This is a genomic window from Parvularcula lutaonensis (assembly GCF_014651915.1).
Lineage (GTDB): Bacteria > Pseudomonadota > Alphaproteobacteria > Caulobacterales > Parvularculaceae > Parvularcula > Parvularcula lutaonensis.
This window is the reverse complement of the sequence record NZ_BMXU01000002.1, coordinates 109,892-131,008: the sequence shown is the minus strand read 5'-3', so window position 1 is coordinate 131,008 and position 21,117 is coordinate 109,892. Positions and strand designations below refer to the sequence as shown.

The window sequence follows — 21,117 nt, the reverse complement described above, 5'->3', positions numbered from 1 at the left end:
TCGTATCCTATTTGGTGGCGGTGCGCTGCGGGAAGACCGCAGTGATCGCCCGGAGCGCGCTCTCTAACGGCGAGCGGGCTGCCATTTCAAGCCGCTGATCGACTCGATCGATGGCGTCCAGACATCTTTCCGGATGGGAATGGTGCAGCGCATGGCCGCCGCCGTCGATGATGTCGAGATTGCAGTCGGGAAGCTGGTCCGCAAGGCGCCGCCCGTGGATGGGCAGGATGACCGTGAGGTCGTGGGTTCCCGCGACCACCTCGGTGGGCACTTTGATCTTGGGGTAGAGCCCTTCCATCGGCACGAGCTGCTCGTAGAGGCGGCAGATATCCTGCGCGTTCCAGTGGAACTCCGCAGCCCGGAAGCTGAGCGCGGTGCGTGAGCGCTCATAATAATAGGGCGCGGCCTTGCAGCCCCTGAGCGCGCGGGCGACCCCGCGCGGGGCGCCATAGCGGGAATAAAGCGCGATGAAGCTGCGCCTGAAGAGCCACCCATAGCGCGGATTGTTGCCCATCCGGATGTACCAGCGGACCCCGTAGGGCCACGGGTGGGTCACGGGGGCGACAAGGACGAGGCCGGCAACGTCTTCCGGATAGGCGAGGGCCCAGACAAGAGCCGTGGCGGCACCGTAGCTCTGGCCGCAGAGGACATAGCGGTCCGCCCCCTGCTTCTTCACCGCTTCGCGCATGGCCGCGACCTGCACATCAACGCGCCAGCTGTCCGGCCCGCGATCAGAGAACCCATGTCCTGGGCGGTCGGGCAGGATCACCTGCCGGTCTTTCGCGAGCTTGCCTGCAAGGTCGATATCCATGTCGAGGGCGTTGGTGAAACTGCCGTGGAGCATGACCACGGGCAGCTTGTCGCCCTTGCCCTCGCCGCGGGTGATGAGGTGCACCTTGCCCTCGGCCGTGTCCACGAAATGTCCCGCGGGCGGGCGCACTCGGGTCACGTGGCGGTCCTGCCAGAAGCTGAACAGGACCACCGCAACCAAAAGCGCGAAAGTCGTGAGAACGAAGAAGGTCGGTGTCATCAGCCTGCTCGGGCAATCCCCAGAAAGTCGTCTGCTTTCAGGCTGGCCCCGCCGACAAGCGCACCGCCAACATGGGGAACGGCAAGGATCTCCGAAGCGTTCCCGGGCTTGACCGAGCCACCATAGAGAAGCGGGGTCGTCTCACCCAGCCGGTCGCGCATGGCCTGGTGCATCTCTGCAATGTCATCGACGCCCGGCACCTTGCCCGTCCCGATAGCCCAGATCGGCTCATACGCCACGACGACCTTTTCAGCGAGGTCCATGACGACGCCCAGCTGGGCCGTGACGAAGCTCACGGCCTCGCCCGCTTCGCGGGTTTCGAGGCTTTCCCCGACGCAGAATATCGGCACGAGACCCGCGCGGAGGACCGCAGCCAGCTTGGCCGCGAGGATGTCGTCGGTATCGCCGCATTCCTCGCGGCATTCGGAGTGGCCGACGATGCAGTAGCTGGCACCGGCGTCAGCGATCATCTCGGCGGAGATCCGGCCTGTATGGGCCCCGCTCTCCTTCGGGTGGCAGTCTTGCCCGCCGGTCTTCACCGCGCTGCCTTCCAGTGCCTCGCTCATAGCCCAAAGAAGCGTCGCCGGAGGGCAGATGGCGAGGTCATGGCCGTCGGGCGCTCCCTCCGCGATCCGCCTCGCTTCCGCGAGCGACGAACGCAGGCCGTTCATCTTCCAATTCCCTACGATGAGCGCCATAAGTTCCTCCCTCGGGGCCCGTGTGTGGCAAGCTCTCCGGCTTGCAAACCCTGCGCCTTCATCACAAACGCTCCGTTACGACCAGCGAAAGGCAGTCTCAACGTGCTGAAATTTTTCCGTGGAATGCTCGAAGGCCCGGGCCGGTGGATCTTCATCATCCTGCTCGTGGCAGCGTTCGGCGTGTTCGGTGTGCCTGCGCTGGAGAATTTCGGCGGTTCCGCGGCCATCAAGGTCGGCTCTCAGGAAATCTCGGCGCAGGAGGTCGAACAGGAGTTCTCCACTCGCCTGCGCCAGGTCCAGGCGCAGAACCCCAATGTCACCCGCGAACAGGCGCTGGCCCAGGGCCTCGACCAGCAGGTGATCGAAATTCTCACCGCGCAGGCCCTTCTCGAAGAGGAAGCGCGTCGCCTCGGCCTCGCCGTGCCGGACTCGGTGGTCCAGCAATATATCGAGCAGATCGACGGTCTGGCCGACCCGTCCACCGGCCGTTTCGACCGCCAGCGGCTTGGCCTTTATCTCCAGAGCGCCGGCCTCACCCTGCCGGGTTTCCGCGACCAGATCGCCGCCGAAATCCTCCGCCTGCAGCTTGCCGATGCTGTGGCCCAGCCGGTTGCCGCGCCCGAGGAGCTGACCCGGCTGCTCATCCTTCGCCAGTTCGAGAATCGCCAGGTGCAGGTGGCCACCGTCCCGGCGGATGCCGCCGAAGCCGAGCCGACCGAGGAAGAAATCGAGGCGAGCTACCAGGCCGATATCGAGAGCTACCAAACCCCTGAATTCCGCACCCTGACTGTCCTCACGATCGACGAATCCGCCGTCACTGACTCGATCGACGTGTCGGACGAGGAGATCGAGCAGCTCTTCAATGTGAGGGCTGGTGCGCTTGCAGCCGGTGAGACCCGGTCGATCCGTCAAATCCTCGTTCCGCAGGCCCAGGCTGATGGAGCAGCGGCCGCGGCGGAAGGCGGCATCGATGCGATCCAGCAGGCCACGGGCGGCACCGTCACGGTGCTGGAAGACCAGCGCCAAAGTGATTTCATCAACGAAGAGCTTGGCGAGGCTGTCTTCGCGGCGGAAGAAGGCGCGCTCGTGGGACCGATCGCCACCGGCTTCGGTGTCGTTTATGCCGAGGTCACGGATGTCAAAGAGGCGCAAGGCCCAAGCCTCGAAGACCTCCGTGACGAACTCGAGGCTGAACTCCGGGCCGAGATTGCCGACCGTCGTATCCTCGAGCTCGTCGAAGGTGTCGAAGAGGCGCGCGATACCGGGGCAAGCCTTGCCGAGGCTGCCGAGGCCGTGGGCCTTGAAGCGCGGACAGAAGGCCCGGTGGACCGCGAACTCTTCACCCGCTTCGGCTCGATCGCGAACATTCCCCAGGAACTCGGCCGTGAGGGCTTCCTGCTTTCAGAAGGGGAGGAGAGTCCGCCGATCCGCCTCAATGACGGCTATGGCTTCGTTGCCGTCGAAGACATCACACCGCCGCAGCCGATCCCTCTTTCCGAAGTGCGCGACCAGGTCGTCGCCAAGCTGGAGGCCGAGAAAAGGGCTTCCGCCGCTGATGAGATCCTTGCGCGTTTCCAGGCTGGCATGGCCGAGGGCAAGACTTTCTCCGCCGTGGCGGAGGAGCTTGGCGCCACGGTCCAGACCGAAACCGTCTCCCTCATCGACCAGGAGCCGAAGCTGCCCCAGCCCGTGCTGGCAAAGGCTTTCGACCTCGCTATTGGCGAGCTTGGCAGCGTCCCGGTGGAGGGCGAGCCAGCCGTTCAGGTCATCGAGGTGACCAATGTGAGCTATGCTGACAGTTCTGCGGTCCAGCCGGTCCTGCCGCAGCTTTCCGCCCAGTTCGGCCAGCAGATCGCGGGTGAGCTGAACCAGGCCTATCTTTTCGCCATCGAGGAAGACGTCGAGGTCAAGCAGAACCCAAGCCAGATCGCGCGCGCCTTCGGTCGCGACCAGCCGTGACCTCAGAGAGTTTCCGGAAGCTGCAGCCGTCCTTCGAAACCTTCCGCGAAGGGTTCGAGCAGGGTCGGCCGCAGCTTCTTTACCGCCGCACGATCGGTGACCTCGAAACGCCGCTCTCGGCCTATCTCAAGCTGACCGGCGATCGTCCGGGCTCGTTCCTTCTCGAGTCGGTCGAGGGCGGAGAGCAGCTCGGCCGCTATTCCACCATCGGGATGGAGCCCGACCGCATCTGGCGGTGCAAGGACAACCAGGCTGAGTATCTCGGCGCTGACGGAGAGGTGCTGGAGAGAGGGCGCGAGGCCATCGCGTCGCTCCGTCAGCTGATCGCCGCTGACCGCGCCCACATGGCCGAAGCGGTGGAGCAGGACCTGCCGCCCATGGCCTCTGGGCTCTTCGGCTATTTCGCCTATGACTTCGTGCGCTATGCCGAGCGGCTGCCTGACAAGCCCGAAGACACGCTGGGCCTGCCTGACGCCTATCTCATCCGTCCGACCGTGGTCGCGACCTTTGACAGCGTTAAGCGTGAAGTCGTCCTCGTCACCACGGCTCGACCGGGTGAGGGCCTGTCCGCCGAAGACGCGTACAGGGCTGCCGAGACCCGGCTTGACGATTGCCTCGCCCGCCTGCGCGCGCCTCTGGAGGACACCACCGGCGAAAGGGTGGCAGCGCCCGACTTTCAGTCAAACATGACGCCCGAAGCCTATCTCGACGCGGTGAAACGGGCGAAGGACTACATCGCTGCCGGTGACATTTTCCAGGTGGTTCTCAGCCAACGCTATTCGGCGAAGTATGATGGCCGCCCTCTCGACGCCTACCGCCAGCTCAGGCGGATCAATCCGTCCCCGTTCCTTTTCTATCTCAATTTCGAACCCGCGACCTTGCTGGGTGCAAGCCCCGAGATCCTCGTCCGTGTACGCCATGGAGAAGTCACGATCCGCCCTATCGCCGGGACGCGCCCCCGCGGCAGGACCCGCGAGGAGGATCTCGCCCTCGAAACCGAACTTCTTGCCGACCAGAAGGAGAGGGCGGAGCACCTGATGCTCCTCGACCTCGGACGGAACGATGTCGGGCGCTCATCGAAGCTCGGCACCGTCAAGCCGACAGAGACCTTCGTCGTCGAGCGCTACAGCCACGTCATGCACATCACGTCGAATGTGACGGGTGAGCTGCGCGAGGACCTCACGCCCCTCGACGCGATGCTGAACGGCTTCCCCGCAGGCACGCTCACCGGGGCGCCGAAGATCCGGGCGATGGAGATCATCGACGAACTCGAAGTTTCCGCCCGTGGACCCTATGGCGGTGCCATTGGGTATTTCGGGGCGGACGGAGAATTCGACAGCTGCATCGGCTTGCGCATGGCGGTGGTGAAGGACGGAGAGGTCCACATCCAGGCGGGCGCTGGCGTCGTCCATGACAGCGATCCGCTGGCGGAGCTTGCCGAGTGTGAAGCCAAGAGCCGCGCGATCAAGGAAGCCTTCATCAAGGCCGCCGAAGCCGAACTCTAGGAGCCGGTCCCTCGCTGCTCCACCTCTGCCGCGAGGTCCTTCGCACGGACGAATTGCAGGTCCGCGCCGCGCTCCAGTGCCCATTCGTTCAGCACGGAAATGGTGGCCGGGTAGGGATGCCCGATGGCGATCACCTCGCCGTGCTTCTCCGCAATCTTCTCCAGCCGCCTGAGCTGCCGCCGCACATGCTTTTCGCCACCCTTGCCGAAGTCGCCATCCAGAAAGAGATCGCCTTCGATCACCGTGGCCCCCGTCGTCGCACTCACCCGTTTCGCCTTGGTCCGCGGTGTCGTCATGCTGTCGAGGAAGTACAGCCCCCGGGCCTCGAGCTCCGAAAGGACGATGCGCATGGCGGTTTCGTCGGCCGTCGTCTTGCTCCCGGTGTGGTTGTTGACCCCCGAAAAACCGGTCAGCTTCGCAAGGTTGGCGTGGAGCGCCGCGCGTACGGCATCAGGCGCGCCGGTCGGCACCATGTCAGGCCCCGCATCCTCCTTACGGCGATGCGGCTCCATCGGAAGGTGCAGGATCGCATCGTGCCGCGGGTCCTTGGAATCGAGCATCGCCTGGGCATCCGGGCCATAGGGCAGGAACCCGATCGTCACCGGCATGGGCAGGCGGTTCACGGCCTGGAAGCGCCGCCAGTCAAGGCCGACATCATCGATGACGATCGCGACCTTGGGCCTCTCATCCCTCACCGCTGCGAGCCGCATCGGCGCGCGGCCTGCGTCAAGGTCGTCCGCGCGGGCAGGCGCAATTGCGCTCAGCGCTGCGGCTGCTAACACCCAGATTTTACGCCGGCCTCGCACCATGATCCTGATCGTCGATAACTACGACAGCTTCACCTATAATCTCGTCCAGCTTTTGGCCCCGTTCGGCGGGCGGTCCAAGGTCATTCGCAACGATGAGTTGTCTGCAGAGCAGGCGATGGACTTGCGCCCACGGGCGGTGATCCTGTCGCCCGGACCGTGTGACCCCGACCAGGCGGGCATCTGCCTCGACATGGTGGCGCTGGCAGCGGAGAGGGACGTGCCGCTCTTCGGCGTATGCCTCGGTCACCAGTCGATCGCCCAGGCCCATGGCGCCAAGATCATCCGTGCCCGCAAGCCGATGCACGGCAAGGTCAGCACCGTGACGGCCAAGGCCGACCCGCTCTTCACCGGTATCGGCGAGCGCTTCGAGGCTACCCGCTACCACTCCCTGACCGTTGACCCTTCATCGGTGCCTGACACCATCGACGTTCTGGCGCATGCGGAGGATGACGGCGAGATCATGGCGCTGAAGGTGATCGGCAAGGAGATCTACGGCGTCCAGTTCCACCCTGAGAGCTATCTGTCCCCTGCAGGCGCGACGATGCTCGGCAACTTCCTGGCCCTCGCCGGGATCAAGGCAGAAGTAGCATGAGCTTTCTCGATATCCTCCGCGCAGCCGTTGATGGCGAGGAACTTCGCCCCCGCGAAATGGAAGCGGCCCTGACGGCGATCTTTGACGAAGGTGTCCCTGACGAACAGGCAGCAGCCTTCCTGACGGCCCTCCGCGTGCGCGGCGAGACGACGGAGGAGCTGCTCGCCGCGATCCGCTTCCTGAAGCTCCGTGCAAAGAACATCGCTTCGCCAGAAGGTGCGATCGATTGCTGCGGCACAGGCGGCGACGGAATCAGCACCGTGAACATCTCGACGGCCGTGGCGATCGTCGGCGCAGGCGCGGGCCTGGTCATGGCCAAGCATGGCAGCCGCGCCGTGACGTCAAAGTCCGGCTCGTCAGAGGTCCTCGCCCAGCTCGGCGTCGATCTGACCGAGAGCATCGAGACGCAGGAGAAGCGCCTGGCCGAAGACGGCATCACCTTCCTCTTCGCGCCGAACCATCACCCGATCCTTGCCAAGGTCGCGCCCCTCCGGAAGACGCTGAACTTCCGGACGATGTTCAATATCCTCGGCCCGATGATGAACCCGGCGCAGGCCCGCTACCAGCTTCTCGGCGTCTTCGACAACAAGCTGGCGCCGCGGTTCGCGGAAGTTCTTCGTGCGGAGGGGTCGAAGCGCGCATGGGTCGTCCACGGCGCGGGTGGCATGGACGAGATCTCCCTCGCTGGTGGCAATGAAGTGACCGAGCTCAAGGACGGCGAAATTCGCCAATTCGTCGTCACGCCCGAAGATGCCGGCCTCAATCGCCGCGGCAACGAGACCCTGGTTGGAGGCACTCCCGAGGAAAACGCAGCTGCCCTTCGGGCGCTTCTGGAGGGAGAGAAAGGCGCCTATCGCGATGCCGTCCTCCTCAACACCGCCGCATGCATGATCGTCGCTGGACGGACCGAAGACCTGGCCGAAGGCGCGGCGCTCGCCGCCGAGTCCATCGACTCGGGCGCGGCGAAAGAAAAGCTCCGCCTGATGACGGAGAAGAAAGCATGACCACCGTCCTCGACAGGATCATCGCCTACAAGAAAGACGAAGTCGCCGCTGCGAAGGCAGTAACGTCTGTGGACGAACTGGCCGAGCGGGCGCAGGAGATCACCCCTCGCGGCTTCGCTGCGTCGCTGCACAAAGGCGCGGAGCACGGCCTCGGGATCATCGCAGAAGTCAAGCGCGCAAGCCCCTCCAAGGGTCTCATCCGCGAGGACTTTCATTCTGCCGAGCTTGCCGCCAGCCTCCAACGCGGTGGCGCGTCTTGTCTCTCGGTGCTGACGGACGAGCCGAGCTTCAAAGGTCACATCGACTTCCTGATGGAGGCGCGGGCCGCCACCTCGATCCCCCTCCTGCGCAAGGACTTCATGGTCGACCGCTATCAGGTGGTCGAAGCACGCGCGCGGGGCGCGGACGCGATCCTCCTGATCCTCGCCGCCCTCGACGACGCGCTCGCCGCAGAGCTGCGCGAAGAGGCGGCGCGCTGGAACCTCGACGTCCTCGCCGAGGTGCATAATGAAGAGGAACTCGAAAGAGCCCTGGCGCTCGAACCCGACCTCCTCGGCGTCAACAACCGCAATCTCAAGACCTTCGAAACCGATATAGAGACCACGCCGCGCCTCGCTGCGAAGGCCGGCGGCACACCGATCGTGAGCGAATCGGGGGTCGATGGGGCCGAGGCCATGCGCACCCTCGTCAGCGCCGGGATTCGCCGTTTCCTCATCGGGGAGCACCTGATGCGTGCACCTGATCCGGGCGCTGCGCTGAAGGAACTCGTCCAGGCTGTTGACGGGTAGGTGGAACAACCTTAGAACGGTCACGATCTGTTCTAGAGGGTTCCATGCTCACGGCCAAACAGCGCACGCTGCTGATGTTCATCCATCAGCGTCTCGAGGAGACCGGCGTGTCGCCGTCTTTCGAGGAAATGAAGACCGCTCTCGACCTCAAGTCGAAGTCGGGAATCCACCGTCTTATCACCGCCCTCGAAGAGCGCGGCTTCCTCAAGCGCTTGCCGCACAAGGCCCGGGCGCTCGAAGTCCTGCGCCTGCCCGAGGCTGCGACACCGCCGCGGCGTGAGCCTTTCAAGCCTGCGGTGATTGAGAACCACTCCTACAAGAGCGAGCCGACCGGCATGGAAGAGGAAGGTGTACCCGTCCTCGGCCGTATCGCTGCCGGCACGCCCATTGCCGCCATCCAGCACGAACAGGCGCGGGTGAAGGTTCCGCCGTCCATGCTGCGTGGCGGTGAGCATTTTGCGCTCGAGGTCCACGGGGACTCAATGATCGACGCCGGGATTCTCGACGGCGACACCGTCATTATCCGTCGCTGTGACGACGCTCCGAATGGAGAGATCGTCGTCGCTCTTGTCGAAGACGAAGAGGCGACGCTCAAGCGTATCCGAAAGAAAGGCAATTCCATCGCCCTCGAAGCGGCGAACCCGGCTTACGAGACCCGCATCTTCGGCCCAAACCAGGTCAAGGTGCAGGGCCGCCTTGCCGGGCTCATCCGAGAGTACTGATCTCTTGCGCTGCGGCGCAGCATTTTCCTTGTCTGCGCCCGCTGCGTTCTTCAAGCTCCCTCGATCATAACGCACGGATGCGCCGTGCGCCATCAGCCGGAGGAGCTCACGAGCCCATGTTCGACCTGCGCCCAGACCAGTTTCACACGGTCCGACGCCTGCCCCCTTACGTCTTCGCCCAGGTGGCAGAGATCGTCGCGGCAGCGCGCGCAGAAGGCAAAGAGGTCCTTGACCTCTCCATGGGCAGCCCGGACATGCGGGCACCGCAGATCGTTATCGATGCGCTGAAGGATGCCGTCGATGCCCCCGATGCCAGCCGCTACTCCGCCAGTGCCGGGGTCGAAAAGCTGCGCAAGGCGTGTGCTGACTATTACGGTCGCCGTTTCGGAGTGCGCCTCGACCCGGATCTGCACGTCGTCTCAACCCTTGGTTCGAAGAACGCCTTTGCCAATCTCGCGACGGCGATCACGGCGCCCGGCGACGTCGTGCTTGTCCCGAACCCTTCTTATCCGATCCATACTTTCGGGTTCATCCTCGCAGGCGGCGTCGTCCGTCCGTACCCGGTGGAGCCTAACGATAACCTCTTTCGCCAGGCTGAATGGGCGATCCGCTACTCGACGCCGAAGCCCATCGCCATGGTGCTGAATTACCCGGCGAACCCGACGACCAAGACCGCCGACTTCGCGTTCTTCGAAGAAGCTGTCCGCTTCGCCCGCAAGCACGAGCTCTTCATCCTGTCGGATCTGGCGTATGCGGAAATCTATTATGATGAGCCGCCGCACAGCATCCTCGAAGTGCCGGGCGCCCGTGACCTTGCCGTCGAGTTCACTTCCGCTTCCAAGAGCTTCAACATGGCAGGCTGGCGTGTCGGCTTCACCGTTGGCAATGAACGGCTGATCCAGGCCCTGACCCGTGTTAAATCCTACCTCGACTATGGCAGCTTCGCGCCGATCCAGCACGCCACAGCGCTGGCGCTGGACAATGCTGAAGCGATTACCGCCGACGTCAGGATCCAGTACCGTGCTCGCCGCGACGCCTTCCTCGAAGCCGCCTCCGCGGCCGGATGGGACCTGCCGAAGCCTGATGCCAGCATGTTCATCTGGGCACCGCTCCCGAAGGGCGAGACCGATAGCGTCTCATTCTGCAAACGGATGGTGCGGGAAGCCGGTGTTGCGCTGAGTCCGGGCGTGGGCTTCGGCGAAGGCGGCACGGGGCACATTCGTATCGCCTTGGTCGCCCCCGAGGACCAACTCGCCAGCGCGGCGACGCGGATCGCCCGGGCGATCTGAGGGCAATCCGATCCGGCAACTTCAGGTTGCTGCACCCCTTTCCCGCGCCGATCGCTCAAAGTGTTAGCATTGCGGTTGCAGGGTATCCGCCGGAAATGGCGGTCGAGGAGGGGAGTGGCCTGAAATGGCACAGCCTGCATCAGCGCTTGTGATCGGGGGCGGCTTTTTCGGCTGCGCAATCGCTGTTGCGCTGTCGCGGCATCTCGACCGCGTTGTGCTGGTCGAGCGGGAGGGCGAGCTGCTCCGTCGCGCCTCCTACGTGAACCAGGCCCGCGTCCACACAGGCTACCACTATCCCCGTTCCTTCCAGACAGCGGCCAGCAGCCGGCTCAATCAACGCCGGTTCACAGAGCTCTTTGAAGAAGCCGTCGACCGGCGTTTCACCAAGCTCTACGCGATTGCGCGCAGCGGCTCGCGCGTAGCACCGGCCTATTTCAGGCGCTTCTGTGAACATCTCGACCTTCCGCTGCGCGAAGCGAGCGATGCCGACCGAGAGCTCTTCGACCCCCGCCTCATCGCGGAAGTCTATCAGTGTGAAGAGTTCGCCTTCGATGCCAATGTCCTCCGGAAGCGGATGACGCAAGAGCTTGACGAGAGCGGCGTTGTCACCATCACAGGAGCCGAGGTCCTAGGCGTGACCCAGGGCGCAGACCGTATGGCACATGTCCGCTACGCAGGAGCCGCTGGCGAGGACGAAATCTCCGCCGACTGGGTGTTCAACACGACCTACGCCAACCTGAATGCGATCCGTGGACTGTCTATCGGCAGTGCAACCCTACGCCACCAGCTTACCGAGGTCTGCCTGACGCAAGTGCCTGAATCGGTGGCAGGGCTTGGCATCACGGTGATGGACGGGCCGTTCTTTTCGGTCATGCCATTCCCTGCGGCGGGGCGCCACTCACTGACCCATGTGCGCTACACGCCGCATACCACTTGGATCGAGAGGTCGTGCGAAGATCCGTCTCCAGATGGAATGATAGCGCAGTGCAGACCCGCAACACGGTTCGAATGGATGCGCGCCGATGCCAGGCGCTACATGCCGGCCCTTGCAGGATTACGGCATGACCGCAGCCTCTTCGAGATCAAGACCACGCTTCAGGATAGCGCGCGTGACGACGGGCGTCCTATCGCGTTTCGCCGCGTGGGCGCCGATGGCCGCCTTATTTCCATCCTCGGCGGCAAGATCGACAACATCTTCGACATTCTTGATGTCATCGATCAGATGTTTGAATCCGAAGGAGTGATCGGATGAACAGCGGCGAAGTTCTGCGGACCGACGTCTTCCCTTCGGTCGTCTGCGTGGTCACTGATCCGGGCCCGACGCTGACGCAAAAGATCGATCAGTTGGCGAACGAAATGGCAAGCCGATACCGGTACTATGAGATCATTCTCGTCGACAACGCGTCGCGGGACGGATCGGCCGCCCGCATCGCTAAGGTTCTCGATCGCCACAAGAACATCCAGGTCTACGTCCTGTCTGCGCGCGCTGCTGAAAGCGCTGCGATTGCCGCGGGGTTGCATAGGGCAATCGGGGACCGGATCGTGCTTCTCGACCTGATGACCGATCCGGCGGAAGCCATTCCCGAGATGATCAATATGCTGCACGACGGGACCGAGATCGTCTACGGGCTACCGTCGGGCAGGGAACAGGGCGGAAGGTTCTATGACCGGCTTGCCCGCTATTTTCTTCGATCAGTAGCCCGGTTCAACGGTGTGACGGCCCCTGCAGCCATGTCGACATGTCGTGCGTTCACGCGCGATGTCCTGACGTATATTCTGGGATCGGAGAATTACCACAGGACGCTGCCGCTCGCTCCGGCGTTCTCCGGCTATCCTTTCAAGACGTTCACCTATGAGCGTGACGAGGTCGCCTACCGCCAGCGCCGCTCTGGTTTGCGTGCGGTGTTCAAGGCGCTCGATCTCGTATTTTCGTCTTCGGTCAAACCTCTCCGCCTGGTAACGATCCTGGCGGTGGGCATGAGCTTTCTCAGTGTTCTCTACGCTGCCTATGTTCTCGCAGCGAAGCTCTTGATGAACGACATCGCGGAAGGCTGGACGTCCCTGTCACTACAGGTTTCGATCTCGTTCTTTGTCATCAGCGTCGTCATCGCCATCATGTGCGAGTACCTGCTGCAGGTCCTCGAAACCACCAACAGGCGCCCGGTCTTCAATATTGCCCGTGAGGCCCATAGCACTGTCATGGACTACGACCGCGGGCCGAACGTTCAGATGGCGGAAGAACAACCTACGTCCGAGAAGGTCAGCGGCGAACCCTCTTGATGTAGCTTTCGGACATGCAATAGATCAGCGTGACGAAATAGGGACGTATGAGCTTGACGACGTTGAAGCTCGACGCACCGCCTTCGCGCTCGGACCAATCGTTCGGAACGACCGCATATTTCCAGCCTCCGAGGATCGTCTTGACGGAGAGTTCGATCGTGATGTTGAACTGGCCCGATACGATCGGCGAGATGGCGTCGATGACTTCGCGGCGGTAGCATTTGAAGCCGTTCGTGAAATCATCGTACCGCCTACGGAGCACCAGTGACAGGAACATGTTCGATGCCCTGTTCATCAGGAGCTTGAGCTTGGGATAGTCCTTGACCACGGCCCCGCCGGAGAAGCGCGAGCCGAAGCAGGCATCGAAACCTTCTTCGATCTTGCGGAAATAGGCTGCGACATCTTTCGGTGCATCGGCCCCGTCAGCAGTCACGATGACCACGGCTTCGCCCTGATAGCTTTCAAGGCCCTTGCGGATGGCGAAGCCGAACCCTCCGGGTCCCTCATTTCTGACGCAGCGCACCTGTGGCCGCTGCTCCGATACGGAAGCGACGATAGCACCAGTCCGGTCGGCGCTTCCGTCATCGACGACGATCACCTCGTAGTGGAAGCCTTCCTTATCGAGATAATCCGTTAGGTCGAGAAGCGTTTTCTCGATGACCGCTTCCTCGTTGTAGGCCGGCATGACCACCGAGAAAAAAAGACCGCCGTCGGGGGTTGCTGGTTCAGCCATAGTGCCGGGTCACGAATTGAAGTGCGGTATCGACGGCCGAAACAGGGTCCGGGGCTGGACGCATCTCGACTGAAAGCCAGCGGTCGTACTGGACCTCGCGAAGAGCGATGGCGACCTCGGCGTGCGGCATTGAGGGCTCGGAAAATCCTCCGAGATCCGGCTCGGTGATATGGAAATGCGCGATGGCCTCGCCGCATTCTCTCACGGCCTCCGCCGGCTCGTCATCCTCCAGCTTGATGCACGCAACATCGAGATGTGTGCCGAGGGCATCATGGCCAACCGCCTCCACCATGCGTTTCACGTCGCGCCAGCTCGTCAGGAAACGGCAGGCATAGGTCCGGGGATTGGGCTCGAGACCAATGATCGTTCCGTGTGCGTGTGCACGTTCGGCTGCAGCCCGGAAGAAATCAGCCCCCCGTTCGAAAGCTTCATGTGCAGGCATGTCGCCCGGATCACGGTTCCTGGGAGAGCCGAACACCAGCACTTTCGCCCCGAAGGACCCGGCCAGTTCGGACACGAATTCAAGGTGGTCGAGCAGGGCAGCACGCGATGCCCCGTCCCCGAACACTTGGAGATCAGGTTTGCCGAACAGGATCGCCTGCAGAGCAGGTACGGAGAAACCGAGATCCGCATAACGAGCGGCCTGGGCCGTCGCGGCTGCGGGGGTCGCGCCTTCCCACTCTGGCCAGATCTTCGAGGGTGCAACCTCGACCCCGCTCGTGCCATGGCGGCGGAGCGCCTCGAGAACCGCAGCTTCGTCATCCTGCTCCCAGGCGATGTTCGAGACTGCCAGCTTCATGTCTTCGCCCGCGCGGTTTCTATGAAATGGCTAAGATCTTCGAGGACTTCATCAGTGTCCAGCATATAGCCGTCTCGCCCACCGAAAAACCCGTCATGGATCGTGCGATAGTCGTAATGCGCCTCGGGATAGGGGGCGGAGCCCACGGCTTTGTCAGGGAAGAACGCATCGAGGATGGCCTGCGTGCCCAGGGGCTCTGGGAAGAAATGGATAAGCCGGATCCCGGCATCGAGCGTCGTGCAGATGTCCTGCCAGAGCCGGGTGAGATCGTAATATTGGAACGAGCTTGCCGGGTTGATCTTCTCCAGCATATTGTCCGTAAGAAGATCGTAGATGACGTTTTTCTTCAAGCCCTCGCCGAAGAGGCCAGGCAGCCGGACAACCGTCGTGTCCGGGATCATTGCCTTCAGCTCTTCCTCGAGCCGGAAGCGGTTGCGGCCATAGGCATGTTGAGGCTTGCTGCAATCGGTCGTCTCGTCATGGCCGGGGCCGGGCGGCAGCACGTCGATGGTGGAGATCAGGATCAGCCTGCGGACCGAAGCCTGTCGCAGCGGGGCGAGCGCCTTCTCGATGCTCCTCCAGTCCTCGTCCGGGTTCTGGTTGGCCCACCATTTCTTGCCCTGCGCCCCGGCGAAGACGAGGGTATCGATCTCGGTCCCGGCGATGTCGCTTATGTTGGCCGAGTTGTAGCGGGCGGCGAAGGCGTGCTGGCGATCGAGGTTGCCGCCGACAAAGCCTGTGTATCCGATGAGTGCGTCGCTCACTCCGCGTCCCCCCTGCGGTCCCGGCGTTCGAGAATGACAAATTCGCCGATCCGCGTCACCTCCTGATAACTGTCAGCGATATGCTGGCCAACAGCATCGCGCCACATCTCATGCTCGATTTGGTTCTCAATCTCGCGCTGACGGAGGTGGACCGTGGACAGACGGTCGGCCAGATGGTCCCGTTTGCGCCAGCGCCGCCGGCGACGTTCAGGATATTCGCCAGTCATCAGGGCTTCGAAGTCACGCGCACGCATGATGACCAGCGGGTCGCTCAGCGCTTCGAGATCATCGCGGGCGTTGCGCATACCCTCGCTATACGGAATATCATAGAAAGTGTAGCCGGCAGGGCATGCGCCAAGCGCCGATGCAGCCTCCCAAGCAGAGGAGTAGAGATAGACCTCGCGCCTCGCGTATTCAGGCGCTGCGAGAAATTCGGCAAGGGCAGCTATCGCCTCGTCAGGGTCGGAGATCTCATTAAGGACAGTATGCAGCCGCGCGTTTACCACCCCGCGATCTTCACCGCCGAGGACATCCCGCGCGCCATCGGCATAAGCGCGAACAAGGCGGTCCGCTGTTGGAAAAAGCCCGATAGCAGCAAACACTGAAGCGGAGGCGACTGCGCCGTAGGCGGACCTTCGAATGTTTCTGTCGATCGGGAACCAGCGACGCTCGCCGGGAAGCAGGACTGCGAGGGTCAGGGCGATGGCGGGGAAGGTCATATGCCAGAGGTCAGCCCTCTGCACAGCGATCCTCGTGCTGAAAACAGCGAAGACGACAGCGCCGACGAGGAAGAGATCGCGCGGCGTCGGCTCGACCTTGGCCAGCCTGCCTAGACCTGCGCCCACAACCACCAAGCCGAGGGCAAAAAGCGCGAAAACCGCGAGGGAGTGTGCTGTCCAGTAAAACCTGAAGGCGCCAAGTCCCAGCTCCGAGGCCCGCGTCGAGACGTGGGCCACCGAGTTGACATAGCTCAGGGAGTTGTCATTCGTCAGTATAAATACGAGAGCCGTCGTTCCTAGCAGGGAGGCCGCAGCGAGGACCGGTCCTTTCACAAGGCTTTCTCGCCATGCTGGCGAAAGCAGCAGAGCTGCATAGACACCCCCGACAGAGATGAGACCGACTGCTTTGAATTCGTAGGAAAGCGCCCCCGAAACCGCCAGGATGCCTGCTGTGACCGCGATACGTCGCCAATCGAACGGTCCCGCGCAGATCACGAGCAGGGCAATGACCGGCAGCATCCGCCGCCAGGGCAGGTAGTTGAGCCCCATGAGAAGGTCAGCCAGTGCGGGAAGCAGCAGGAGGAACAGGATGATCCGCTCACGCCTTTCGGGGACAGCAGATTGCATCCACCAGAGAAAACCGCCGAAAAACGCGGCGTTCAGGATGGCGACAAGCCAGTAATAGTTCTCGAGGGTATAGCCTGTCAGTTCCAGCCAAAAACTCTGTAGAGAGATCATCAGCGGACCGTAGAGGAAGCTGAAATCGGCATAGGGATCCTGGCCGCACAGAACGCGAAGTGCGGTGTGCAGGAAATAGGCATCTTCCGTATAGGGTCCGTTCCTGACGATGATCGGCGGGAAATAGAGGGCGAACACTGCCGCCACCAAGATGGCGACTTCCACCAGACGTCCGCGCAGGGACGGGGGCGCCCCCGCTTTCCGGCCAGGCTGCTGGCCGCCGGGGAGTGCGAGCAAGCCACTTCTCGAGGCAAGGAACACCGCGCCAGCAAGGACCGCTGACCACCCCGCGATGATCGGGAAGAGGGAGCCGATATGGTAGCCCTGACGCGCGGCGGCGTTGGGCTGGCTGGTATCGACAGGCAGAAGGGTGGGGACCCAGGCCGCGAGGATCACATATCCCAGCAATCCCACGGCGCATGCGATCCAGAACCTGACACTCTGGGCGTTTCCCATCGCCGCAGCCATCTCCCCACTCCGCGCCGACATCTTGGCAGAATTCCGGTAGGGAAACATGAACGGCAGACAAACGTCGAGCACGCGGCGCAGGCGCCAACCGCGCTTCTTCGCCGCGGAAGGCCGCTAGTCGGTAAGAAGGTTGCCCTTGCGTTCTTCGAGCAAAGCCGAGCCTGCAACCTTGCCGATCACCTTGTTCTCCCAAGCCCAGCGCTGGTCATGGCGAGCGAAGAGGATCCCGTCCGTTACCGCCTCGACAAAGGCAGGCTCTCCGCCCTTGGGCGGGACGATTTCGGCGAGGATATCGCCCTTGCGCACCGTGTCCCCGAGGCGCGCGCGGTAGACCACCAGCCCCTCCGCAGGCGCGCGCAGCTGCTGCATCGCCCGGAGCGGTGTCGCCTCGCAGAGCAGGCGCGGCAGGCTGCCCGCTTCGCCCTTGATGAGCCCCCGACGCATCAGGAAGCGGGTGAGGGCGCGCATGTCCCGATCGCTGTCCTCGTGGGTGACGTGATTGTTGGAACGCAGCTCCACCGTCGCCGAAAGGCAGCCCTGCGGGATTGGGACATCGGGGAAGGCCTTCTGCAGCTTGACCCAGGCATAGCCGCAGGCCTCATCAAAGGGCTCGCCGCCGGACTCGTCACTCAGGAGCACCGCACGGGCATCGAGCTCCGCCGCCAGGTCTTCCGCATCCGGCCAATTGGCGAGACCGGTGTAGAGGTGCAGCAAGGCCTCGTTGTCGGCATGGACGTCGAGAACGATGTCGGCATCACAGGCTTCATGGATCAGGAGCTGCTGCATCGTGCCGAAAGCACCGTCGGGTTCAAGCTTCGCAGTCTTCTTCCGCATCGCGTGCCGGATCGTGTCGACATTGGCCACTGGGTCGTCGCCGAGCTTTCCTTCGACCTTCTCTTTGACGAGAGCGCAAAGGTCCGGGAAGCCGCGATTGAAGTTCCTGTCGGTCTCTTGCTCCACGCGCCCGACAAGATAGCCGCCCTTCACCTGGGACAGCCCGATCGGGTTGCACACCGGGATGAGGACGATCTCCCCGAGGATCTCGCCGCGGCCAGCATGGTCCGCCAGCGTCTCGCGCAGCTTCCGCAGGACCAGCATGCCGGGGAGTTCGTCGGCGTGGAGTCCGGCCTGCAAATACGCTTTGGGCCGTGCGCCGGGGGTCCCGAAGCGAAAGATCTCGATCGGCGCGTAAGTCCTGCTCCCAGCTGGCGGAAGCTTGACCAGCTCCCTCGTGACACAGTCCGAAAGCTGTTCCCTTTCAACAATCTCAATCATTTACTCGCTCCGGGCGCTGTTTTTGAGCAGACGTTTCGGCAATGATACGCAGCGGGTGCACAAAATCTGACACAAACGCAATTGACCTCGTCAGTTAGATAGAGAAGCATTTTCTCGCGCAGCAAGGCGCGTGTTTGGATGCCCCTGCGTCGCTTCTTTGCGCCTGAGAACACCGGCACGAGATAGGGACCGTCCCATGAAGATTCTTCGAACCCGCGTTTATGTCGGCCCGAACATCTATGACCACGAGCCATTGATCCGGCTGGCGGTCGATTTCAGCGCACATCGCGACCTCACCCTGCGGGCCTACGGCAGGGACGTAGCGGAGAGGCTGCTGGAGGTGCTTCCGGGTCTTGAGACGCGGCCCCATACCGACGGCCGGATGCTGGGCGATGTGCTGCGGGAAGGGGACTGCCACCTCGGAGAGGTCCTCGCCTGGATAGCGCTCGGCCTTCAGCGCCAAGCTGGCGCCCGGTGCGAACTGGCTCGGTTTGAGCCGAAGGGAGATGGCCAGACGGGCGATGTCCTGTTCGGGTACCTCTCCCGCTCGACGGGGCTCGAAGCCGGGGACCTTGCGCGACTGATCCTCCTTGAGCTGATTGACCCCATACCGGGCAAGCCGTTCCCGATCCGCGAGGAGATTGCCGACTATGTCTCCTTCGCCAGCCGCCGGGTGCTTGGTCCCTCGGCGCAGGCACTGGTCGAGGCTGCGGACCGGCGCGATATACCCTGGCTGCGGCTCAACGAAGCGAGCCTGATCCAGCTCGGCCAGGGCAAGTACCAGAAGCGTATCGAGGCTGCGCTGACCAGCGAGACGAGTTGCATCGCTGTCGACATCGCCAAGGACAAGGAGGCCTGCACCCAGCTCTTGAGCGATCTCGGCCTTCCGGTGCCGGAGCAGATCTACGCCCGCGATGCCGAAAGTGCCGCGCGGGCCGCCGAAACGATCGGCTTTCCGGTCGTCGTGAAGCCGTCGGACGGCAATCACGGCCGAGGCGTTTCGGTGAATCTCAAGAATGCGGACGATGTGCGCGAGGCGTTCCCGATTGCCGCGTCGAACGGCAGCGGCGTGCTCGTGGAATCGATGATCCAGGGCGACGACCACCGCATCCTCGTCGTCGATGGCAAGCTCGTCGCCGCAGCCCGCCGCATGCCAGCGCATGTGACGGGCGATGGCCACTCGACAATCCGTGAACTGATCGAAATCGAGAACCGCGACCCCCGCCGCGGGGTCGGGCATGAAAACATGCTGACCCGGCTCGAGCTGGGCGACCGGGAGCTCGAAGTGCTCGCGGAGAAGGGATACCGTCCTGACTCGGTGCCTGCCGAAGGCGAGGTGGTCTTGCTGCGGAAAACGGCCAATCTCTCTACCGGCGGCACGGCGATCGACTGCACCGATACCATCCACCCGGACAACCAGCGCATGGCCGAACGCGCCATCAAGGCCGTGGGCCTCGACATCGGCGGCGTCGATTTCCTGACCACGGACATCACCCGCAGCTATCGCGAGACCGGCGGCGCGATCTGCGAGATCAATGCAGGGCCAGGCATCAGGATGCACATAGCGCCTTCCGAAGGCGAGCCGCGGGATGTCGGTGGCGCGGTCATGGACATGCTGTTCCCGGCGGGCACGCCGAGCCGGATCCCGATCGCTGCGCTGACGGGCACTAACGGCAAGACCACGACGGCCCGCATGTTGGCGCATATCCTGAAGATGGCAGGCTTCACGGTTGGCCAGACCAGCACCGACGCGGTGATGATCGATGGCAATGTGTCGGTGAAGGGTGACATGACCGGGCCGACCTCGGCCCGCATGGTTCTGCGGGACCCCGACGTGGATGTCGCGGTGATGGAAACCGCCCGCGGCGGCATCGTCCGGGCCGGACTGGGCTATCGCTACTGCGATGTGGGGGCCGTGCTGAATATCAGTTCCGACCATCTCGGCCTAGGCGAGGTGGAAACCCTGGACGAGCTGGCGCGGGTCAAGCGCCTCGTCGTCGAGGTTGCCCGCGACACCGCCGTTCTGAATGCGGATAATATCTACACGCTCAAGATGGCGGCGCACACCAAGGCGGAAAACCTCTGCTACATTACCCGCAACCCTGACAACAAGATCGTCCGTGAACACATCAAGAAGGGCAAGCGTGCCCTCGTTCTCGAACAGGGCGTCAACGGCGAGCAGATCATGCTCTATGACCGCGAGGGCCAGACACCGTTGATGTGGACACACCTGATCCCGGCGACCCTTGAAGGCAAGGCGCGGCACAATGTCGAGAACGCGATGTTTGCCGCCGCCATGGCGTATTCGATGGGCCTCAGCCTCGACCAGATCCGCAGCGGGCTGCGGACCTTCAACAATTCGTTCTACCAGTCACCGGGCCGGATGAACGTCTTTGACGAGCACGGCTTCCGCGTCATCCTCGATTACGGCCATAACGAAGCGGCCATCCAGTCGATGGTGAACCTGGTCAACCAGCTCGATACCAAGGGCAAGCGGATCGTCTGCGCGACCTGTCCGGGCGACAGGCGGGACGAGGACATCCGCGCCATCGCCCGCGCCATCGCGAACCAGTTCGACCTCTATCTCTGCCACACCGATGACGATCTCCGCGGCCGTGCCGAGGGCGAGGTGCAGCAGATCATGGTCGACGAGCTGAAGAAGCAGGGCGTCGATCCCACCAGGATCGAGGTCATGAAGAGCGAGGCTGAATCGGTGGACGAGGCGCTCCGGCGCGCAGGACCCGACGATCTCGTCCTCATGTTCTGCGCAGGCGTCACCCGGGCATGGAAGCAGATCGTCCGGTTCGAGCCGGAACACCGCCCGCCGGCGGATCCTGCCGAGGCTGAGCAAAAAAACCTCGAGGCGGAAATTGATGTTCCAGAGGGATATACCATAGTTTCGGATGACCGCGGCGTCTGGCTGGCACCGCGCTCCTGACATGAGG

Annotated in this window: 18 protein-coding genes; 10 read left to right on the top strand and 8 right to left on the bottom strand. The window is 63.2% G+C overall.

Translation table 11 applies throughout. The annotated features are described in order from the left end of the window. Positions 1-7: 7 nt before the first annotated feature. The gene (locus IE053_RS08845; protein ID WP_189575072.1) at positions 8-1,030 is read right to left on the bottom strand and encodes an alpha/beta fold hydrolase; all 1,023 of its coding nucleotides are present in this window, start codon (positions 1,028-1,030) and stop codon (positions 8-10) included. Beyond that, entirely contained in the window at positions 1,030-1,728 is a 699-nt protein-coding gene (tpiA, locus tag IE053_RS08840; RefSeq protein ID WP_189575070.1) for a triose-phosphate isomerase, read from the bottom strand. The genes IE053_RS08845 and tpiA overlap by 1 nt, the downstream gene beginning before the upstream one ends. 102 nt (positions 1,729-1,830) lie before the next feature. On the opposite strand from tpiA, the gene IE053_RS08835 reads away from it, so the two are divergent. After that, positions 1,831-3,687: a peptidylprolyl isomerase gene (locus tag IE053_RS08835; RefSeq protein WP_189575068.1), complete on the top strand. Its 1,857-nt coding sequence runs from the start codon at positions 1,831-1,833 to the stop codon at positions 3,685-3,687. Beyond that, complete coding sequence (gene trpE / locus IE053_RS08830; RefSeq protein ID WP_189575066.1) at positions 3,684-5,192, top strand: anthranilate synthase component I; 1,509 nt, start codon at positions 3,684-3,686, stop codon at positions 5,190-5,192. Before IE053_RS08835 ends, trpE begins: the two co-directional genes overlap by 4 nt. Here the strand turns inward: trpE and IE053_RS08825 are convergent. Beyond that, complete coding sequence (locus IE053_RS08825; RefSeq protein ID WP_189575065.1) at positions 5,189-6,001, bottom strand: divergent polysaccharide deacetylase family protein; 813 nt, start codon at positions 5,999-6,001, stop codon at positions 5,189-5,191. The genes trpE and IE053_RS08825 overlap by 4 nt on opposite strands. Between IE053_RS08825 and IE053_RS08820 the strand changes: the two genes are divergently transcribed. The 7 genes from IE053_RS08820 to IE053_RS08790 all read left to right on the top strand — a co-directional run bounded on the left by IE053_RS08820 (position 6,000) and on the right by IE053_RS08790 (position 12,676). Beyond that, positions 6,000-6,593 carry an anthranilate synthase component II gene (locus IE053_RS08820; RefSeq protein WP_189575063.1) on the top strand — a complete coding sequence of 198 codons (594 nt, stop codon included), beginning with the start codon at positions 6,000-6,002 and terminating at the stop codon, positions 6,591-6,593. The two genes, IE053_RS08825 and IE053_RS08820, sit on opposite strands and share 2 nt — an antisense overlap. Then, complete coding sequence (gene trpD, locus IE053_RS08815) at positions 6,590-7,597, top strand: anthranilate phosphoribosyltransferase (RefSeq protein ID WP_189575061.1); 1,008 nt, start codon at positions 6,590-6,592, stop codon at positions 7,595-7,597. Before IE053_RS08820 ends, trpD begins: the two co-directional genes overlap by 4 nt. Beyond that, positions 7,594-8,385: an indole-3-glycerol phosphate synthase TrpC gene (gene trpC / locus IE053_RS08810; RefSeq protein ID WP_189575059.1), complete on the top strand. Its 792-nt coding sequence runs from the start codon at positions 7,594-7,596 to the stop codon at positions 8,383-8,385. Before trpD ends, trpC begins: the two co-directional genes overlap by 4 nt. A gap of 44 nt (positions 8,386-8,429) precedes the next feature. Continuing rightward, a complete protein-coding gene (lexA, locus tag IE053_RS08805) occupies positions 8,430-9,107 on the top strand; it encodes a transcriptional repressor LexA (protein WP_189575057.1) in 678 nt (225 codons plus the stop codon). A gap of 116 nt (positions 9,108-9,223) precedes the next feature. After that, positions 9,224-10,396, top strand: coding sequence for an aminotransferase class I/II-fold pyridoxal phosphate-dependent enzyme (locus IE053_RS08800; RefSeq protein ID WP_189575055.1), 1,173 nt, complete (start codon positions 9,224-9,226; stop codon positions 10,394-10,396). A 124-nt stretch (positions 10,397-10,520) separates the two neighbouring features. Then, positions 10,521-11,648, top strand: coding sequence for an FAD-dependent oxidoreductase (locus IE053_RS08795; protein ID WP_189575053.1), 1,128 nt, complete (start codon positions 10,521-10,523; stop codon positions 11,646-11,648). Continuing rightward, on the top strand, positions 11,645-12,676 hold the full coding sequence (locus IE053_RS08790; RefSeq protein WP_189575051.1) for a glycosyltransferase: 1,032 nt from the start codon (positions 11,645-11,647) through the stop codon (positions 12,674-12,676). Before IE053_RS08795 ends, IE053_RS08790 begins: the two co-directional genes overlap by 4 nt. Here the strand turns inward: IE053_RS08790 and IE053_RS08785 are convergent. From IE053_RS08785 to IE053_RS08765, 5 genes are all read right to left on the bottom strand, one after another. Continuing rightward, entirely contained in the window at positions 12,657-13,409 is a 753-nt protein-coding gene (locus IE053_RS08785) for a glycosyltransferase family 2 protein (protein WP_189575049.1), read from the bottom strand. The two genes, IE053_RS08790 and IE053_RS08785, sit on opposite strands and share 20 nt — an antisense overlap. Then, a complete protein-coding gene (locus IE053_RS08780) occupies positions 13,402-14,208 on the bottom strand; it encodes a sugar phosphate isomerase/epimerase family protein (protein ID WP_189575047.1) in 807 nt (268 codons plus the stop codon). The genes IE053_RS08785 and IE053_RS08780 overlap by 8 nt, the downstream gene beginning before the upstream one ends. After that, the gene (locus IE053_RS08775; RefSeq protein WP_189575045.1) at positions 14,205-14,972 is read right to left on the bottom strand and encodes an NAD-dependent epimerase/dehydratase family protein; all 768 of its coding nucleotides are present in this window, start codon (positions 14,970-14,972) and stop codon (positions 14,205-14,207) included. Before IE053_RS08775 ends, IE053_RS08780 begins: the two co-directional genes overlap by 4 nt. Continuing rightward, positions 14,969-16,897, bottom strand: coding sequence for a hypothetical protein (locus IE053_RS08770; RefSeq protein WP_189575043.1), 1,929 nt, complete (start codon positions 16,895-16,897; stop codon positions 14,969-14,971). The genes IE053_RS08775 and IE053_RS08770 overlap by 4 nt, the downstream gene beginning before the upstream one ends. Before the next feature lie 114 nt (positions 16,898-17,011). Continuing rightward, positions 17,012-18,172: a succinylglutamate desuccinylase/aspartoacylase family protein gene (locus IE053_RS08765; RefSeq protein ID WP_189575041.1), complete on the bottom strand. Its 1,161-nt coding sequence runs from the start codon at positions 18,170-18,172 to the stop codon at positions 17,012-17,014. 196 nt (positions 18,173-18,368) lie between these two features. Between IE053_RS08765 and cphA the strand changes: the two genes are divergently transcribed. Further along, positions 18,369-21,110, top strand: coding sequence for a cyanophycin synthetase (cphA, locus tag IE053_RS08760; RefSeq protein ID WP_189575040.1), 2,742 nt, complete (start codon positions 18,369-18,371; stop codon positions 21,108-21,110). The last annotated feature ends 7 nt before the right edge of the window (positions 21,111-21,117 follow it).

Coding starts and splice junctions, on each gene's coding strand:
- trpD (WP_189575061.1), top strand. CDS start 6,590: ATGAGCTTTCTCGATATCCTCCGCGCAGCCGTTGATGGCGAGGAACTT.
- lexA (WP_189575057.1), top strand. CDS start 8,430: ATGCTCACGGCCAAACAGCGCACGCTGCTGATGTTCATCCATCAGCGT.
- IE053_RS08770 (WP_189575043.1), bottom strand. CDS start 16,897: ATGGCTGCGGCGATGGGAAACGCCCAGAGTGTCAGGTTCTGGATCGCA.
- cphA (WP_189575040.1), top strand. CDS start 18,369: ATGAAGATTCTTCGAACCCGCGTTTATGTCGGCCCGAACATCTATGAC.
- tpiA (WP_189575070.1), bottom strand. CDS start 1,728: ATGGCGCTCATCGTAGGGAATTGGAAGATGAACGGCCTGCGTTCGTCG.
- IE053_RS08845 (WP_189575072.1), bottom strand. CDS start 1,030: ATGACACCGACCTTCTTCGTTCTCACGACTTTCGCGCTTTTGGTTGCG.
- IE053_RS08765 (WP_189575041.1), bottom strand. CDS start 18,172: ATGATTGAGATTGTTGAAAGGGAACAGCTTTCGGACTGTGTCACGAGG.
- IE053_RS08825 (WP_189575065.1), bottom strand. CDS start 6,001: ATGGTGCGAGGCCGGCGTAAAATCTGGGTGTTAGCAGCCGCAGCGCTG.
- IE053_RS08800 (WP_189575055.1), top strand. CDS start 9,224: ATGTTCGACCTGCGCCCAGACCAGTTTCACACGGTCCGACGCCTGCCC.
- IE053_RS08780 (WP_189575047.1), bottom strand. CDS start 14,208: ATGAAGCTGGCAGTCTCGAACATCGCCTGGGAGCAGGATGACGAAGCT.
- IE053_RS08795 (WP_189575053.1), top strand. CDS start 10,521: ATGGCACAGCCTGCATCAGCGCTTGTGATCGGGGGCGGCTTTTTCGGC.
- trpC (WP_189575059.1), top strand. CDS start 7,594: ATGACCACCGTCCTCGACAGGATCATCGCCTACAAGAAAGACGAAGTC.
- IE053_RS08820 (WP_189575063.1), top strand. CDS start 6,000: ATGATCCTGATCGTCGATAACTACGACAGCTTCACCTATAATCTCGTC.
- IE053_RS08785 (WP_189575049.1), bottom strand. CDS start 13,409: ATGGCTGAACCAGCAACCCCCGACGGCGGTCTTTTTTTCTCGGTGGTC.
- IE053_RS08790 (WP_189575051.1), top strand. CDS start 11,645: ATGAACAGCGGCGAAGTTCTGCGGACCGACGTCTTCCCTTCGGTCGTC.